The following is a 17,112-nucleotide window of genomic DNA, read 5'->3' as shown; positions in this document are numbered from 1 at the left end:
GGGCGCCCGGACTACGGGGCGCCTTCCAACTCTTCACACCAGAAAGATTCGGATGCGAATCAAAGACGTGAGCGTGATGCTCGCCGGCTCCACCCTGGTCGCGACCCTGGCGGCCTCCCCGGCCGTCGCGGACAGCACCTCCCTTCCCACCCCCGACACTGCTACGGTGCGCTCCGTTCAGAAGACGGCCGTAGCGCAGGGTGCGCCCGGAGCGCTCACCCGAATCGACGAGGGCACCACCAGCTACCGCATCGTCACCGGGGAGGCGGACACCGGCAACCACACCAAGATGGACTCCGGCCGCAGGTTCCGCGTGGGCAGCGTCAGCAAGACCTTCACTGCCGTGGTACTGATGCAACTCGCCGCCGAGGGTCGCGTGGACCTCGACGCCCCGGCCAACAACTACCTGTCCAAGTCGCTGCCCGACGACCGCATCACCGTGCGGCATCTGCTCAGCCACCGCAGCGGCCTGTACGACTACACCAACGACATGTTCTATTACACCGTTCCGGGCTTCGAGGCGGTCCGCAACAAGGTGTTCACCTACCAGGACCTGATCGACCTGTCGACCGCCCGTCCTCTGAACAACGCACCGGGCGCGGCGTACAGGTACTCCAACACCAACTTCGTCGTGCTGGGACAGCTCATCGAAAACATCACTGGCACCCCCATGGCCACCCACTACCAGCAGCGCATCTTCGGCCCCCTTCGGCTGAGGAGCACCGCCTACGTCCACCCGCAGACCACCATCTCCGGCTCCTTTGCCCGCGGTTACCTCCGCCAGGACGACACCACCCTGCCGCTGGTCGACTCCACCGAGCAGACCGTTTCGTGGGGGCAGTCCGCAGGTGCGGTCATCTCCAACGCGGTTGATCTGAACCGCTTCTTCTCTTCGCTCGTCTCCGGGAAGCTCCTTCCCGCCGAGCATCTGAAGCAGATGATGACCATGGTTCCGGTCACCGCGGACGGAAGCCAGTCCTACGGTCTGGGTCTGCGCGCCAGGAAGCTGTCCTGCGGCACCACGGTCTACGGCCACACCGGAACCGTGCAGGGTTACTACACCTACGCCTTCACCACCGCCGACGGCACCCGCAGTATGACGTCCCTGGCGAACACCTCCAACAACGGCACCGTCAACACCACGCTTGGTGCGACGCTGGAGGCCACATTCTGCGGAGACACCAGTACGAAGGATGCATCCCCACATGGATCCGACACGGTCGGATCCACTGAGGACATCGCCCCCCAGGTCGTCCGCCACTGAGTGAGCCCTCCCTCGTGACGGCCCTGCGTGATCAAAGCCTCGCCTTGCGCCGGCTTCCTCGCCGAGTCGTCCCGCGCCCCAACCGGAGTTGCGTTCTCTTCCGGTTGGGGCAGCAGATGACTGGCGACTCCGGCCGTCAACACACCGACGAGGCGGCCCGCAACACCCCACTCCTAGACGGGAGACACTCTGCTCACTGCCATCTGCAGCACGTTTTAGGACGGTCGTGGGGCGCGCTTGTCCTTGCGTTGTGCCAGTTCCTCCTCGTCGACGAGGACGAGCATGGGCTTGTCGGGCTCGCACATCATCGTGACGATGAACCGGCTCGGCATGTCTGTGCGGTTGTTGCCGTCCTGGTAGTGGATGACGTCGCCTCCCGGCTCCCAGACGCCTCCCCGGCCCGGATCACCCGCTCGGGCTCTCCCTCCAGCTCGAACAGCATCTCGCCCTCCAGCACATACCCGAAGGCCGGACCGAAGTGACGGTGCGGAGGTGTGCCAGGGTCTCCAGGGGGGAATTCGACGAGCAACGTCATGACGTGTGCTCCCTCCGGAACGGAGGGTGGTTTCGCCTCCTGGATCATGGTGACCGCGGTCTTCCAGGCCTCGGATCGCTGCCCGCGGTTCCCTGGGGGAGTTGCCACCGGTTCGTTGTTCGGCGTCACGCCACCTCCGGTCTCAGCGCCTCTACGGAGAGCCGGCTGCGTGACCCGGAGTCGCCTCGTGACGTAGATCGGGCATCGATGGTCACCGTCCGTGCCCGGGTGTCGACGGCGCGGGCAGGCTGTCCAAAACACTACTCCGTCTCCGTACAGACAACCCATCGCTGCGTCCCAGGACGCCTGACCCATGCGACGCTGCGGCGGCCCATGGCATCCACGCGATGGCCGCGCACCTGCTCCCGCCCGGTCGCCCCTGCCGGCTCGGCGAAAATGCCGTAATCTCTGTTAAGCAGGATGGATTCATGTTGCGGGCGTGCCGAAATGGTCATCGGGCACCGCTACTCCCGGAATTCATCATCGAGATCGGCTCCGCCCTCAACCCTCCTACGCGCAGAATGCCCGTGACGTCGGCGCGTTCCCGCCATAAGTGTGCTTAGGTTTCGGCGGATCAAGAAAACGACGGAGTGATGGCCACCGTCGCGTCTGGGACACCAGCGGGCTGCGAGTCTCGGGAACGCAACGAAGGGGAGACCATGAAGATCGTAGTCATCGGCGGGACGGGACGCACTGGCTCGAAGGTGATCAACCTGCTCACAGCGGACGGCCACGAAGCAGTTGCCGCATCTCCGAACACCGGCGTCAATACCATTACTGGCGAGGGCCTCGCCGAAGCGCTGTCCGGCGCGGACGTGGTGGTCGACGTGTCGAACGCGCCGTCGTTCGAGGACCGGGCGGTCATGGACTTCTTCACCACATCGACGGCGAATCTGATCGCCGCGGAGAAGGTAGCCGGCGTCAATCATCACGTCGCCCTCTCCATCGTCGGTGTCGAGCGCCCGTCGGACGGGGGCTACTTCAAGGCCAAAGCCGCGCAGGAACAGCTGATCCGGGACTCGGGACTGCCGTACTCCATTGTGCACGCGACGCAATTCTTCGAGTTCATCGGCGGCATCGCCGACAGCGCGACCGACGGCGACACTGTCACGCTTCCGCCCGTGTTGTTCCAGCCGGTCGCCGCCGATGACGTTGCGGCTGCCGTCGCGCGGGCGGCAGCCGGCGCACCGGTGAACGGCACCGTCGCCATCGCCGGCCCCGAAGTCGGCCGCTTCGACGAGATCGTCGGCCGGGTCCTTCAGAGCCGCAACGACCACCGCAGGGTCGTCGCAGACCCGGCCGCTCCGTACTTCGGCGCCCACGTGACCGAGCGATCCCTCGTCCCCGAGGAAGGCTCCCCCGTTGGCGAAATCACCCTCGACGCCTGGCTCGAAGCATCAGCCAAGTAACCCGTTGCGCACGCATTGGCCGACGCCGGCTTGTCCACGACGGGAATCGAACACCTCAAGAAGGCAGGGTGACGAAACAGCGAGTGCCTTCCTGACGGGTCTGCATGACGCCCGCCGCCCGCGGCACCGAACGACTGCCAGGGGCCGAACGAACCGTTCGAACAGCACCGCCATGACTTGCCTGGTGCAACAGCTGCGAGGGGCAGGGGTCTGCTCGAGAAAGGCCGGAGATCCGAGTCCACGGGCACCTCGTCGGCGGCCTGCTTCACTCAGCGAGAGGTCCGGGTTACGGACCGCGAGCAATCCCGGCACCGCACCCCGGACTTACTCAGCGTAACTTCAGGCTCCGCGGCCCCTGCCGAACGAGCGTCCGGTTCAGTCGATCCTGGCGGCACACCATGTCGCGTCGTCGGCGGCGAGCAATGCGGCGAGGACGTCGGGTGCCGGCAGGGGGCCGTGATCGGCAGTGACGCGCAGGGCAGAGGCCGCGGTCAGATGGCCCAGGCGCAGGGCGCGCTCCACGGGCAGTCGGCGGAGCAGGCCGCTGAGGAATCCGGCGGCGAAGGCATCGCCGGCGCCGACCGGTTCGGTCACGCGAACGGTGAGGGCCGGAACGCTTCGGACGTCCTGGCCGACGAAGGCCGTGGCCGTGCGGGCCCCGTCCTTGACGACGAGGTGGAGCGGGCCGGGGAGGAACTCGCGGACCGCGCGGGAGTCGGTGAGCCCGTCTCCCCATAGGGCCTGGGCTTCGTCGAGGCCGACGAGAACGATATCGGCCCGGTCGGCGAGTGGCCGCAGGACCTCGGCGGCGGATCGGCCGGTCCACAGGGCGGGACGGTAATTGACGTCGAAGCTGACGGGAAACGGGCGGTCGGGGCGGAGCGCCTGCTCGACGAGGGCGTGGCAGCTTGGCGACAGGGCCGGGGTGATGCCGCTGAGGTGGATGACCGCGGCGTCCGCCACGGCGGGGTCGTCGAGGAGTTCGGGGGTGAGGGCCGAGGCGGCGGATCCACGGCGGTGGTAGTGGACGCGGGTGCCGTTCGTGCCGGGGTCCTTCAGGAGCAGTCCGGTGGGTCGTTCCGGGTCGGTGCGGACGCCGCTGATGTCGACGCCGCCCGCTGAGACCTTCTCGCGGACGCGTCGGCCGAGGGGGTCGTCGCCGACCGCGGAGACCCATCGGGCGGGGATGCCGTGGTCGGCGAGGTAGAGGGCGACGTTCGACTCCGCGCCCGCGATGTCGACGCGCAGAAGGTCGGCGTCGTCCAGCGGCGTGAGGGGGTCGGGGGTGAGGGCGGCCATGGTCTCGCCGATACAGACCACGGGACCGGGGCGCGGTGGCCAGGGGATGCTCATGGTGGGTTCCTAGGGTCTGTCGGCAGAGTCCGCGGTCTCCGGGTGCGCTGTGTGCACCGGGCGGTACGGCGCGGCCGGGATGCCGGGTACGTCCACGCGGAACGCGAAGACGGCACCGTCGAGCGAGTGCGGATCGGGCAGGCCGATGCGGGCGCTGGTGACGAGGAGGGTGCGGCCATCGGGGCCGCCGAGGCAGAGCCCGGCAGGCTGGGCGGCCGGCAGGTCCACGATCCGGTCCAGGGAGCCGTCGGGGTGGTAGCGGCGGACCTGTCCGGTGCCCCAGACCGCGGTCCACAGGCCGCCCTCGATGTCGGTCGTCATGCCGTCGGGGCTGCCGGCGCCGAGGGTGATGTGAGGTTCCGGCTCGCCCAGTTCGCCGGTGGCCGGGTCGACGGGGTAGCGCCGGATGAGGCGCCGGGCGCTGTCGGCGAGGTACATGACGGTGCCATCGCTGGTGAAGGCCGGGCCGTTGGGCACCGTGATGCCCCTCAGTACGCGGGTGACACGGCCGTCTCGGTCCACGCGGTAGAGGGAGCCGGCATCCTCGGTCGCGTCGTAGGCCATGCTGCCCGCCCAGAAACGGCCGTGCGGGTCGGCGACGCCGTCGTTCATCCGCATCGGTGTCCGGGCACCGTCCTCGGGGCGGGCGATCCAGTCGACACCCCCTGCATCGTCGATGCGGCAGATGCCGGTGCCGGCCGCCGCGATCCAGTGGCCGGGCCGGCCCTCGACCGGGGCCACCGCGCCCAGCGGGCACGGCAGTTGGGTGATCAGGGCGTGCGGTGCGGCCGGGTCGCCGGGGGCGGACAGAAGGCGGCCGGTGAGGATGTCCGTCAGCACGGCCTGGCCATCCATCCATCGGATGCCCTCGCCGAGTTCGAGACGGTCGGTCCCGATGACCGTGGGCGCAGTCATGGCCGGGCCTCCGCGCGCACGACGTCCAGAAACGTGCGGGCACGCTCGCGCAGGGCGGTGAGACTGCCGCCCGAGGCCGCGTCGCCGACCAGTGGCGAGCCGACTCCGACGGCTGTGGCACCGCTTCGCAGATAGCCGGCGGCGGCCTGGGCGTCTACTCCACCGACGGGTACGAACGGCAGGTCGGGGAAGGGGCCGCGCAGGTCCCGCAGATAGCCCGGGCCTCCGGCGCTGCCGGCAGGGAAGAGTTTGAGGGCGGTGGCACCCAGGCGGTGCGCCTGGAGGACGTCAGTGGGGGTCATCACGCCCGCGAGCACCGGGAGTCCGAGCTCCCGGCCGGTGGCGATGCCGTCGCTGACCGCCGGGGTGACGAGGAAGGCGGCTCCGGCTTTCTGGGCGGCGCGGGCTTCGTCGGAGGTCAGGACGGTGCCGGCGCCGAGGGTTGCGTCAGGGCCGAGTGCGGCGCGGGCCTGGGCGATGACGTCGAGCGCGTCGCGTCCGGTGAGTGAGACCTCGACGAGGGGGACGCCTTCCGCCACGAGGGTGAGCACGGTGTTCAGCGCGGCGTCCGGGTCGCTGCCGCGGACGATGGCGAGCAGCCGGTGGGCGCGCAGCGCCGCGAGCAGGTCCATCGGGGATCCCTTCTGTGGTTGGGGGGTTCAGGCGCGACGGGTGGCGGTGATGGTGAGCCGCCAGGTGACCTGCCCGGCCGCGGGGACGACGGCGGTGTCGCCGTCGTCCGCCGTCGCGCGGTCGAAGACGCGGCCGAGCATCGGCTCGACGCCGACCGAACGGTACGGCGCGTCCTGGGGGAAGCCACGGAGGTTGCGCCACAGGGCGACGGAGAGTGGCTGTCCGTCGCCCTCGAGGGACAGGTGGAGGGTGTCCGCACCGTCGTGTACGGACACCCGCGGGGTGAGGACGACAGCGCCCACGGCGGTGCCGTCGTCCGGGCCGAGCCGGTCCAGCGGGATCCCGTCGACTCGGGGCCAGGTGCCGGTGACCCAGCCCGCATCCTCGTCCGAGGCGTAGAGCCGGGCTTCGGCGGGGCCGTCGATGCCGATCCGGGCGGAGGGCGACAGGTCCAGCAAGGCGTGGGCGGCCCACACGAAGCGGTGGCCCGGCTCGGCGGTGAGCGTGTAGTCGGCCACGACCGTCCCCGCGTCGTCGCGGATACGGCGGGCCAGGCGGAATCCGGGACACTCCACGACGTGCAGGTCTCCGTCCTGGTGCCACCGCCGCGCCCAGGCGTCCCCGTGGTCGGGGAGCCCGCGCACGGTGGGCACGCACTCCTCGAGTCCTCCGGCGTCGGCGAAGGGGTCGCCGGGCCGGACGCGGGCTCGCCGTGGCTCGTCGCGGTGCCAGAGCCATTCGCGGCCGCCGGCGGTCAGCGAGGTCCAGCGGCCGCCCAGTTGTGGGTCAGTGACGACCGACACGGGTAGCCGGGTCCCGGTCACCATTCGGCGAAGGAGCCGTCGGCGTGGCGCCACACGGGGTTGCGCCAGGCGTGGCCGGAGGAGTCGGCAGCGCGGACGGCGTTCTCGTCGACGGCGATGCCGAGTCCGGGCAGTTCGGTGCGGTGGGCCTGGCCATCGGGGAAGCGGAAGGGCTCGGTATCGACCAGGTAGGACAGCAGATCGGCGTCCTTGTTGTAGTGGATGCCGCGGCTCTGTTCCTGGATGAGGAAGTTGGGCGTGGCGAAGGCGACCTGGAGGCTGGCGGCCAGCGCGATGGGGCCGAGCGGGCAGTGCGGAGCGAGGTGGGCCCCGAAGGTCTCGGCGAGCGAGGCGATCCGGGTGACCTCCGATATTCCGCCGGCGTGCGACAGGTCCGGCTGGGCGACGGCGATGCCCGCGGTCAGTGCGGGGAGGAAGTCGGCGCGCCCGTAGAGCCGTTCGCCGGTGGCGAGCGGGACGGACGAGGCGGTGACCAGCCCCGGGAGCAGGTGTGCCTGGTCGGGCAGGACGGGTTCCTCGACGAACAGCGGGTGCAGTGGCTCGATCTCGTGGAGAACGCGGCGCGCGTTGGCGGCGCCGAACCGGCCGTGGAAGTCGACGGCGACGTCTCGGTGCGGGCCGAGGGCTTCGCGGGCCGCCGCGACCCGTTCGACGACCGCTGCCGTCTCGGCGGGGCTGGTGAGCGGCGGGGTGCGCCCGGCGGCGTTCATCTTGACGGCGGTGAAGCCCGCCTCGACCTGGGCCATGATCTCGTCCCTGAGCCGGGTGGGTTCGTCGCCGCCTACCCAGGCGTAGACCCGTACGGTGTCGCGGACGGGTCCGCCGAGCAGGGTGTGCACCGGCACGCCGAGGGTGCGGCCAGCGATGTCCCACAGGGCCTGGTCGATGCCGGCCACGGCGCTGGAGAGCACGGGCCCGCCCCGGTAGAAGCCACCCTTGCTCAGTACCTGCCAGTGGTCCTGGATGCGCAGTGGATCCTGGCCCACCAGGTATTCCGCCAGGACGTCGACGGCGGAGCGCACCACCTCGGCCCGGCCCTCGACCACCGGTTCGCCCCAGCCGACAACGCCGTCGTCGGTCTCGATGCGGCAGAACAGCCAGCGGGGTGGGACGAGGAAGGTCTCGACACGCGCGATTTTCACTTGGCCTGGCCGTCCTTCTGCTCGGTAGGATCGCCCGCATCCTCGGGCCGCTGCAGGCCGCCGACCTTGTCCAGGTCGCGCATCGCCTGGTCGAGCAGGGTGCGCATGGCGTGCTCGGCGGCGTCCGGATCCCGGTCCCGTACCGCGTCGAGGACGGCCTGGTGGCTGGGTACGGGGTCTTCACTGTGGGGGGCGCTGTGCACGATACGGTCGCGCTGGGCCAGGCCCGACTCGATGACCATCTCCATGCGTTCCAGGAGTTCGTTGTGGGTGGCCGCGAGCAGGGCCCGGTGGAAGGCGAGGTCGGACTCGACGGCGTGGTTCGCGCCGCCCTCCTGGCCCATGGCGGCGAGTGCGGCCTCCAGCGACTCGAGGTCGGCGTCGGTGCGGCGGGCTGCGGCCAGCCGCACGGCGGCGGGTTCGATGATGCCGCGGACCTCGCCGAGGTTGCGCAGCAGCGCGGGGTCGGCGCCGGTGCCGCTGCTCTCGGTGAACTGCCAGCGCAGGACGTCGGCGTCGAGGAGGTTCCAGTCGGAGCGGGGCCGCACGAAGGTGCCGCGCTTCTGTCGGGCGTCGACCATGCCCTTGGCCGCGAGCACCTTCAGCGATTCGCGCAGGGCGGTCAGGCTGACGTCCAGCTCGCTCTGCAGGGCCGCCATGTCGAGCGTCGCTCCCTCGGGGATTGCGCCGCTGAGCACCCGGCGGGCGAGGGTCTCCACGATCTGGCCGTGCACCCCGCGGCGCGCGTATGGCGTCATGTTCTTGCCCTTTCTTGCTGGTCGGTCGGTTGCTGGAGGGGTAGGTGCCGTCAGGCGGAGGCCTTGACGACGCTCCAGCCGCCGTCGACGAGCAGGCTCGATCCGGTGATGTACGAGGCCTCGTCGGCGGCGAGGAAGGCGACGGCGGCGGCGACCTCCTCGGGGGCGCCGAAGCGGCGGGCCGCGGTTTCGGCGACGCTCAGTTCGCGGTCGTGCTGCGGCACCCGGTCCCACGCGGCGGTGAGGATGGGTCCCGGCAGCACGGCGTTGACGCGTACGTCCGGTCCGTACTCGACGGCGAGCTGACCGCACAGCGACACCAGGGCGCCCTTGCTCGCCGCGTAGGCGGGATGGCCGGGAAGGCCCCGGTGGGCGTGGACGGAGGAGACGAGGACCGCGGCGCCCTGTGTGTCGCGCAGGTCGGGCAGCGCCGCTTTGAAGCCGAGGAAGGCGCCGGTGAGATTGACCGACAGCTGCCGTTCCCAGGAGGCGAGGCTCGTCTCGTGGGCGGGCGCGACCTCCACCATGTACGCGTTGCTGACCAGGACGCCCACGGGCCCGAAGGTGTGGGCGGCGGTCATCACCCGCTGCCAGTCGTCCTCGCCCGCGACGTCGGCCGGGACGAAGAGGGCGCGCGCCCCGTCCTTGCGCAGCCGCGCGGCAATCTCTTCGCCGCGGTCGGCGGCGATGTCGGCGAGGACGACGGCCGCGCCCTCGGCGGCGAGGCGTGCCGCGGTGGCCGCGCCGATGCCCGACGCGGCGCCGGTGACGACGGCGACGCAGTTGGTGAAGCGGGCCGCTGGGTTCATGGGATGGGTCTCTCCTGTCGGAGGTGGTGGGCGTTGAGATTCTTTCGCTGTCGTCACTGCCGGGCCAAGACGACCAACTCCGCGTCGTGTGCGGCGGTCCAGGCGAACGGCAGCCCCGAGTGGAGCAGATGGGCGCCGCTGTAACGGGTGCCGGAATCCTGGTCGGTGTAGACCGCGCTCGGTTCGAGGCCGCGCAGCCGCAGCCGGGCGGCGCGGCCGGGTACGAGGGGTGCGCCGTCGAGCGGGCCGGTGCTCCAGGCGGTCACCACGAGCCGGCCCCCGCCTCGCTCCTCGTACTGGATGCCGCAGGTCGGGTCGGCCGGGCTGCCCAGCAGGTGGACCTCGCCGTGGTGGACGACGTCGCGGACCTCCTTGTAGCGGGCGATCCACCCGGCGGCCTCGGCGCGCTGCTGCGGGGTCCAGTCGCGGATGTCGGCGCCGATGCCGAGGACGCCGGCGATGGAGCTGACGAACCGGAAGGCGAGCGAGCGGGGCCGCGGGTCGAAGACGCCGGGGGCGTCGGTGACCCAGGAGCTCATGGTGTGCGGGGCGTGGGCGTGGAGGTAGCCGTACTGGATGCGCAGCCGGTCCATCGGTGCGGTGTTGTCGCTGGGCCACACCACGTCGGTGCGGGCGAGGGTGGCGTGCTCGATGCGCGCGCCGCCGCCGGCGCAGCCCTCGACGGTGACGTGGGGGTGGGCGCTGCGCAGGTGGTCCAGGACGCGCAGGTAGCCGGCGACGTGGGCGGCGTCGAGGTCCTGCCGCTCCGGGTCGCCGCCCGCCGGATGCCCGGGGCGGCCGCGCTCGGTGGGCGGCCGGTTCATGTCCCACTTCAGATAGCTTATGGCGTGGGAGCCGAGCAGGCGGTCGAGAGTGCCGATGACGAAGTCCTGGACGTCCGCGCGGCCGAGGTCGAGCAGGAGCTGGTTGCGCACCAGCGTGGCGGGGCGGCCGTCGATCCGGTAGACCCACTCGGGGTGTTCGGCGTAGAGCCGCGAGCGGGGGCTGATGCCCTCGGGCTCGACCCACAGGCCGAAGTCCATGCCGAGCGCCCTGACCTGGTCGATGAAGCGGTCGAATCCGCCCGGGAATTCGGCCGGGTCCGGCTCCCAGTCGCCGAGGCCGCCGGTGTCGTCGTGACGCCCGGTGAACCAGCCGTCGTCGACGACGAACAGTTCGGCGCCCAGCTCCGCGGCCGTCTTGGCCAGCTCCAGCTGTCCGTCGGCGTCGACGTCGAAGCCGGTCGCCTCCCAGGAGTTGTAGAGCACCTTGCGGGTCCGGTCCATGCGCCCGCCGGTGAGCCGGCGTTCGTAGCGGTGCCACACGCGGGCCAGCCCGTCGAGGCCGTCCGGGCTGAAGGCGCAGGCCAGCCGGGGCGTGCTGAGGGTGGCGCCGGGGGCGAGCCGGACCGCGCCCTCGTGCGGCACACGGCCGGCGCGGACCCGTACGGAACCGCCGGGCTCGGCGTCGGCGGTGATCCGCCAGTTGCCGGACCACTCCAGGGCTACACCGTAAGTGGGGGTGGAGCCTTCGGCGGGGGCGGCGGCGTCCTGGATCGCGAGCCAGGGGTGGTAGGCGTGACCGGCGGAGCCCTGGTTGCTCTCCATCTCGAAGCGCCCGCGGGCCAGTTCCAGGTGCTGGAGCTGGAACTCCTGAGACCACTGACCGGCGAGATACGTCAGACGGGCGCCGCCCTGGACGGGCACGTTGACGGCGGCGGAGTCGAAGCGCTCCAGGCGCAGCTCGCTCTCCCCGATGCAGGTCAGCTCCGTCCAGCGCAGGACGACGTCGGTGCCGGGGACCGTCTCGTAGCACAGCGTCGTCCGCAGGCCGAGCACGTCGTCGGCGAAGTCCAGCCGCAGCCCACGGTCGCCGTCCGGTGTGGCGCCGGTGAACCGCCACCAGCTGCCCCGATCGCCGCCGGGGTGCGAGCCGATCAGGTCGGCGCCGGTGAACGGCCGCAGCCCGTACGGGATGTACTCGGCCGGAGCCGCGTCGGCGGGGGTGAGAAAGTGGGTGCGCCGCGACCAGTCCATCGGCGACGGACCCTCCTCGACGCCGTGCGGACCCCAGGCGACGAGCTCGGCCCAGCGGCCGTCCCCACCGAGGGTGACGGCGTAGGTGGTGGTGTCGGTGCGAAGCAGCCAACGGTGGTGCGGGGTCACTTGACGGCTCCGAGGTTCAGTCCGGCCACGAAGTGGCGCTGGAAGCTGAGAAAGACGGCCACGGTGGGCGCGGCGGCGATGACCGATCCGGCGGCGATGACGTTCCACATGGACACGTACTGGCCCTGCAGTCCGATGAGCGAGGCGGTGACGGGCATCCGGTCGTCCGTGCGCAGCACCGTGATGGCCCACAGCAGGTCGTTGAAGATCCAGGTGAACGACAGGGCGCTGAGAGCGGCCAGCGCCGGGCGGGCCAGCGGCAGGATGACCCGCCAGTAGATCTGCCACGGGTTCGCGCCGTCGATGACGGCGGCCTGCTGGATCTCGCCCGGGATCGCCCGCATGAAGCCGTGCAGGACGAAGACGTAGAAGCCGACGCCGAAGCCGACCTGCACCCCGATCAGCGCGTACAGCTGGTCGTAGATGCCGAGCACCTCGCTCAGCTTCGAGACCGGGACCAGCAGGATCTGCGGGGGCAGCAGGTTGCCGCCGAGCATGAGCAGCAGCAGGACGCGCCGGAACGGCAGGTCGTAGCGGCTGAGCGCGAAGGCCGCCATGGAGGCGAGGCCGAGCGAGAGCAGCACGGTGGGAACGGTGACGAGCATGCTGTTGATGAGGGCCTGCATCTGGCCGCCGTCCACCCAGGCCTGGCGGAAGCCGTCCAAGGTGAAGGAGTGCGGCCAACTGCCGACCCCATGGGCAGCGATGTCGTCGAACGTACGGGTGCTGGTGACCAGGACGAGGACGATCGGAAGCAGCCACAGCGCGGACAGCAGACCTGCCGTGAGGTGGAAGCCGGTGGTGCGCAGGGCGCGGCCGCGGACGACGGGCCGACGGGGTGCCGGCTGCGCGGCCGGGTGGTCCGTGCCGGAGTCCTTGCCGACAGGTGCGGAGGCGTGGGTGGCGGTCATCAGTCGGCCTCCCGGAAGGCGCGCACGAGGTAGCTCGCGATGACGCCGAAGGCGAGCACGAAGATGACGACGGCGAGCGCGGAGCCATATCCCAGGCGCAGGGACTGGAACGCGGTGGAGTACATATAGGTGCTCAGCAGTTCGGAGGAGTGGTAGGGGCCGCCGCGGGTGAGCGCCCAGACGACGTCGAACGAGCGGAGCGAGTCGATGACGATGACCGACAGGACGACCGCGTTGACGCTGCGCAGCTGCGGCAGGGTGATGTGCCGGAACTGCTGCAGGCGGCTCGCGCCGTCGACCTTGGCCGCCTCGTACAGCACGGGATCGATTCCCTTGAGGCCGGCGAGGTAGAGCACCATGACGTAGCCGACCTGGCGCCACAGGGCGGGCACGATCACCGCGTAGAAGGCGGTGTCCTGGTCGGCGAGCCAGGCGTGCCGCCAGCCGTCGAGGCCGACGGCTGACAGCACGTTGTTGATCAGGCCGTCCGGCTGGTACATGGCCTCCCACACCAGCGCGGTGGCGACGAGCGAGAAGACCACCGGCAGGAAGAGCGCCGCCCGGTAGAACCCGATGCCGCGCCGCTCCTGCTGGAGCAGCAGCGCGGCGCCGAGGCCGAGGGCGGCGGAGAGCCCGCCGAAGAGCAGCAGCCACAGCACCGTGTTGACCGCGGCCGTGTGGAAGACCGGGTCGTGCAGCATCTCGCTGAAGTTGCCGAGCCCGACGAAGGTCGGTGCCGCCAGGCCGTCCCAGGAGGTCAGCGACAGATAGAAGCCCTGGAGGGCCGGCCAGAAGACCCAGAAGGCCTCGGCGAGCAGCGGGAGGAGAACGAAGGCCAGGACCACCGGGGGCACTCGCGTGGCCCTGGACCGTCGTGTGGAGCCGAGCAGCGCCATGTTCACTGGCTCCAGATCTTCTGTGCGCTGCGCTGCCACGTGGTGAGGATGGAGCCGATCTCCTTGGGCTTGGCCAAGTAGTGCACGAGCCCGGTGTCGGCGGTCGGCTGGAGGGCGTCGCTGGAGTCGCGGTTGAAGAACTGGGTGAGGTCGGCGGCGCCCTCGATGAGCTTGCGGCCCTTGAGCACCAACGGGGTGCCGGAGTCCTTGGCGTCGGGGTGGGTCGGCAGCGTGGTGCCCGAGCCGCTCTTGAGGTAGAGCTCCTGCGACTCGGCGGTGGCCAGGTAGCGCAGCAGTTCCTTGACGCCGTCGGCGCGCTTGGTGCGGGCGCTGGCGAAGAAGCCGTCGGCGGGCGCCTCCTCGGCGACCGGGATCTTCGCGTCGATGACGGGGAACTGGAAGAAGTCCAGGTCACCCAGGGCGTCCTTGGGAGCCGCGTCGGCGAAGAAGGTGCCGATCAGCATCATGCCCGTACGGCCCTGGAGGAGGGCGGTGGTGGCGTCCTGGAAGGGGATCGCCGTGCCGTTCGGGTCGAAGAACGGGCGCGCCTCGTCCCAGCGGTCGAAGACCTTGCGGACCTCGGGGTCGTCGAAGCGGTGCTTGCCCGCGAGGAGTTCGCGGTGGTACGCGGCTCCGTTGACGCGGATGTTGAGGTAGTCGAACCAGGCGGAGGCGACCCACGGGGTGTCGCCGCCGGCGCCGAGGCCGATCGGGGCGACGCCCTTGCTCTTCAGCTTGTCGCACAGGTCGAGGAACTCGTCCCAGGTCTTGGGCTCCTGTACGCCCCACTTGGCGAAGTTGGACTTCCGGTAGAACATGCCCCACCAGTAGTAGCTGGTGGGTACGAAGACCTTCTTGCCGGTGGACGCGGAGGTGCACAGCTTCTTCATCGCGTCGGAGTAACCGGCGAGTTCGGGCTTGTCCCAGACGTCGTCGAGGTCGAGGAGCAGGTCCTTCTTCGCGTACGACTCGGCGACGGAGCCGGGGTACCAGGTGTAGGCGTCCGGCGGGTTGGCCGAGGTGAGGTAGGTCGGCAGCTGGGTGCGGAAGGTCTCCGACGCGACGGTGTTGAGCTGCGCCTGGGTGTCCCCGCGCTTGTCGAAGGCGGCGATCACTGCCTGCATCGCGGTCTTGGCCTGCGGGGAGGAGAGGTTGGACTGCAGGGTCACCGGTCCGCCGGACTTTCCTCCGGTGGTGGACGGGCTCTCGGTGACGCAGCTGCTGAGCAGCGCGCCGGCGCCGACTGCACCTGTTCCTATGAGGAATTTGCGGCGGGTGGCGTTGAAGGCGGTCATCTGTGCACTCCCTAGGTGCCCGTGAAACGAAGCAGAGGCCCCCTGACGGCCTGGCTCCGGGTGCGGCAGGCACAGCCTGGCGCAGAGGTCTCAGCACCGTCAAGATTAATTAGTAATTTATTTCTCGGAGGGTGTGCCTCCGGGCCGTATCAGGCCCGGAAGCACACCGTGTGGAGCGATTGAAGCTGGTGGAGCAGAACGGCTGAAGCCGGGTGAAGAGCGCGGCTCAAGCCAGGTGAGCAGCGCGGGTCAAGCCAGGTGAGCAGCGCGGCTCAAGCCAGGTGAGCAGCGCGGCTCAAGCCAGGTGAGAAGAGCTCAGAGCGTGCTCTGGTGGACGCGGCCGTCCACCCCGCGGAAGGCGGCCAGCACGCCGCCGTCCGGCCCGGCGACGGCGCCGAGCGCGCCGTCGAAGACCCCCCGCTGCGGACCAAGTGGTCGGCGACGCCTCTGACCTGATCCTCCGTCGGGGCACCGAGTCCGTAGTACGTGTTCCATCCCATGTACGGCGTGAGGGCGAGGCCGCTGTCGTAGTACTGCCGCGCGCCCTGGTCGTCTGCGGCGTGCGCGGCGGGAACTGCTGACCCGACCAACACCACGGCGCCGAGCCCGACCGCGGTACGCCGCACTCGCGCCATCTCTGCACGATGCGAAGCCACTCAAATCTCCTGAGAGTTGGGGTCCACGAGGCAACCCCGCCCGCGATCGAGCCGGGCGGCGGTGCCACGGCGGAAACTGTGTCCGCATCCCCCGAAGCCTGTCAATATTAATTGCTAATTAACTTAAAAACGGGCTCTCGAGGAGCGCCTCCCAACCGCCTCCACCAGCCGCCCGGCCCACGTCCTCCCCTCGGAACCTTGTCCACCTGCGAGACGAGCTCGCGCACCTGGGCGACGCGGCCCAGGACCGGAAACGCGCCCTGCAGGAGATCAGGCGGCTCGGTCGAACGCGTCGGGATGCCGCGCGCGTCGGGTGTGGCGTTCGAGGTAGCGGACGTGTTCGGCGTCGGCGTCGTAGATCCATGATCAGGTGGATGGACAGGGCGGAATCGGTGCAGCGGTCGATCAGACCCAGGAAGCAGATGAAGGTCGCCAAGTTGTTACTTCTACCCACGATCCCGTTCCCAATATTCCGATAGCATCGTTCGCCCCCCTTGTGGTTGTCAGTCTTCAGGTATCGTGGCTGCGATTGAGGAGCATCAAACTTTTCCTGCCAGGAGGGGAAGTGCTAAATCTTCCGAAAACGTTGGGCATTTCATCGAAAGGTGAATTGCGGGAGGAAATTGTGAGCGGAGGGCTTTCCGGAGCCCGCGTCATCAAGGTTCTCGATGCGCAAGACAGGGTGCTGGCCTTCGTTAAAGCGGCAAGTCCGACGACCCCACATCTGGAAGAGGAGTTGCGAGGAGAAGCCGAGCGCTTGATCTGGCTGACGGGCCAAGGTGTACGGGTTCCCGAAGTGCTGGGTTTGACCAGCGAGGACGGGACCTGGCTGGCCACTCGCCCCCTGAAGGGCGCGCCTGCTTCCGATCACTTCTCTTCGGATGAGCGATTCGCCGTGGTGACGGCTGTCGCAGAGGGGCTGCGCACGCTTCATTCCCTCGATCCCCTATCGTGCCCCTTCGACCGCTCGCTGCCTTCAGCACTCGCGGTCGCGGAGAAGCGCACGCATGAAGGGCTCGTGGATTTTTCCTGGAGACTCGCCGGCAAAAAAGACGTGACGACGGCTGACGCGCTGCGCGATCTCCGGCAGGCGATTTCTGCCACAGTGCTCGGGGAGCTCGTCGTGAGTCACGGCGACTTCTGCCTGCCCAACGTCATGATATTGCCGCACGGCGACGCCGGCTTCGTCGATGTCGGACGTTCAGGCGTGGCCGATCGCCATTCTGACGTCGCAGATATTTTGCGTAGCCTGCGAAGCCACATGAATCCTCAATATGCCGAGCCGCACGCACAGCACTTCCTGGATGTCTACGGACGTGCCGGAATCGAGAGCGAACGGCTGCGGCTTCATGACAAGTTGGAGGAGTTTTTCTGGCCTGCGCCTACCGCTGTCGACGCTCCGTAGGACTACGCCTGAACGGCTGGACCGACGACATCGACCCCGACAAGGTCCACGGCCGATGGTTCCTGGGCCCCTGTGCGGCCACGCCCCGCCAGCGGTACTTCGAGCGAGAGCGCGCCCACGAGCCGACGGTCAACGGCGTCCG

General features: G+C 69.7%; 15 protein-coding genes and 1 pseudogene. 4 read left to right on the top strand and 12 right to left on the bottom strand.

Annotated features, from left to right (window positions below):
* Positions 1–52 precede the first annotated feature (52 nt).
* Positions 53–1,264, top strand: coding sequence for a serine hydrolase domain-containing protein (locus tag C4B68_RS38190; RefSeq protein ID WP_099506466.1), 1,212 nt, complete (start codon positions 53–55; stop codon positions 1,262–1,264).
* 215 nt (positions 1,265–1,479) lie between these two features.
* Here C4B68_RS38190 and C4B68_RS38185 read toward each other — a convergent pair.
* Positions 1,480–1,847 (bottom strand): annotated as a pseudogene (locus C4B68_RS38185) (cupin domain-containing protein).
* A gap of 611 nt (positions 1,848–2,458) precedes the next feature.
* Between C4B68_RS38185 and C4B68_RS38180 the strand changes: the two are divergent.
* The gene (locus C4B68_RS38180) at positions 2,459–3,208 is read left to right on the top strand and encodes an SDR family oxidoreductase (RefSeq protein ID WP_099506465.1); all 750 of its coding nucleotides are present in this window, start codon (positions 2,459–2,461) and stop codon (positions 3,206–3,208) included.
* A gap of 375 nt (positions 3,209–3,583) precedes the next feature.
* Here the strand turns inward: C4B68_RS38180 and C4B68_RS38175 are convergent, their stop codons facing one another.
* Genes C4B68_RS38175 through C4B68_RS38125 form a run of 11 tightly spaced genes read right to left on the bottom strand, consistent with a single transcriptional unit; the run spans position 3,584 to position 14,909 of the window.
* Entirely contained in the window at positions 3,584–4,561 is a 978-nt protein-coding gene (locus C4B68_RS38175; protein ID WP_099506464.1) for a sugar kinase, read from the bottom strand.
* Positions 4,562–4,570: 9 nt separating this feature from the next.
* Positions 4,571–5,476 (bottom strand): SMP-30/gluconolactonase/LRE family protein, encoded by a 906-nt coding sequence (locus tag C4B68_RS38170; RefSeq protein ID WP_099506463.1) that lies wholly within the window; start codon positions 5,474–5,476, stop codon positions 4,571–4,573.
* Entirely contained in the window at positions 5,473–6,108 is a 636-nt protein-coding gene (locus tag C4B68_RS38165) for a bifunctional 4-hydroxy-2-oxoglutarate aldolase/2-dehydro-3-deoxy-phosphogluconate aldolase (RefSeq protein ID WP_099506462.1), read from the bottom strand. Before C4B68_RS38165 ends, C4B68_RS38170 begins: the two co-directional genes overlap by 4 nt.
* Before the next feature lie 27 nt (positions 6,109–6,135).
* A complete protein-coding gene (locus tag C4B68_RS38160) occupies positions 6,136–6,912 on the bottom strand; it encodes a hypothetical protein (RefSeq protein WP_373682283.1) in 777 nt (258 codons plus the stop codon).
* Positions 6,913–6,929: 17 nt separating this feature from the next.
* Complete coding sequence (dgoD, locus tag C4B68_RS38155; protein WP_099506460.1) at positions 6,930–8,075, bottom strand: galactonate dehydratase; 1,146 nt, start codon at positions 8,073–8,075, stop codon at positions 6,930–6,932.
* On the bottom strand, positions 8,072–8,833 hold the full coding sequence (locus tag C4B68_RS38150; RefSeq protein ID WP_099506459.1) for a FadR/GntR family transcriptional regulator: 762 nt from the start codon (positions 8,831–8,833) through the stop codon (positions 8,072–8,074). The genes dgoD and C4B68_RS38150 overlap by 4 nt, the downstream gene beginning before the upstream one ends.
* A 50-nt stretch (positions 8,834–8,883) precedes the next feature.
* Positions 8,884–9,642: an SDR family NAD(P)-dependent oxidoreductase gene (locus C4B68_RS38145; RefSeq protein WP_099506458.1), complete on the bottom strand. Its 759-nt coding sequence runs from the start codon at positions 9,640–9,642 to the stop codon at positions 8,884–8,886.
* Between the two features lie 53 nt (positions 9,643–9,695).
* Positions 9,696–11,807, bottom strand: coding sequence for an alpha-galactosidase (locus C4B68_RS38140; protein WP_099506457.1), 2,112 nt, complete (start codon positions 11,805–11,807; stop codon positions 9,696–9,698).
* Positions 11,804–12,718, bottom strand: coding sequence for a carbohydrate ABC transporter permease (locus tag C4B68_RS38135; protein WP_240634610.1), 915 nt, complete (start codon positions 12,716–12,718; stop codon positions 11,804–11,806). Before C4B68_RS38135 ends, C4B68_RS38140 begins: the two co-directional genes overlap by 4 nt.
* The gene (locus tag C4B68_RS38130) at positions 12,718–13,614 is read right to left on the bottom strand and encodes a carbohydrate ABC transporter permease (RefSeq protein WP_099506456.1); all 897 of its coding nucleotides are present in this window, start codon (positions 13,612–13,614) and stop codon (positions 12,718–12,720) included. Before C4B68_RS38130 ends, C4B68_RS38135 begins: the two co-directional genes overlap by 1 nt.
* A gap of 2 nt (positions 13,615–13,616) precedes the next feature.
* Positions 13,617–14,909, bottom strand: coding sequence for an ABC transporter substrate-binding protein (locus C4B68_RS38125; RefSeq protein ID WP_099506455.1), 1,293 nt, complete (start codon positions 14,907–14,909; stop codon positions 13,617–13,619).
* Between the two features lie 330 nt (positions 14,910–15,239).
* Here C4B68_RS38125 and C4B68_RS44230 point away from each other — a divergent pair, with 330 nt between their 5' ends.
* Both C4B68_RS44230 and C4B68_RS38115 read left to right on the top strand, forming a co-directional pair.
* The gene (locus C4B68_RS44230) at positions 15,240–15,365 is read left to right on the top strand and encodes a hypothetical protein (protein WP_257217546.1); all 126 of its coding nucleotides are present in this window, start codon (positions 15,240–15,242) and stop codon (positions 15,363–15,365) included.
* A 570-nt stretch (positions 15,366–15,935) separates the two neighbouring features.
* Entirely contained in the window at positions 15,936–16,970 is a 1,035-nt protein-coding gene (locus C4B68_RS38115) for an aminoglycoside 3'-phosphotransferase (RefSeq protein ID WP_206337104.1), read from the top strand.
* Positions 16,971–17,112: the final 142 nt, after the last annotated feature.

It is taken from the genome of Streptomyces dengpaensis (assembly GCF_002946835.1).
GTDB lineage: Bacteria > Actinomycetota > Actinomycetes > Streptomycetales > Streptomycetaceae > Streptomyces > Streptomyces dengpaensis.
Note: the sequence above shows the minus strand (reverse complement) of the source record. Positions and strands in the feature narration are given on the sequence as shown.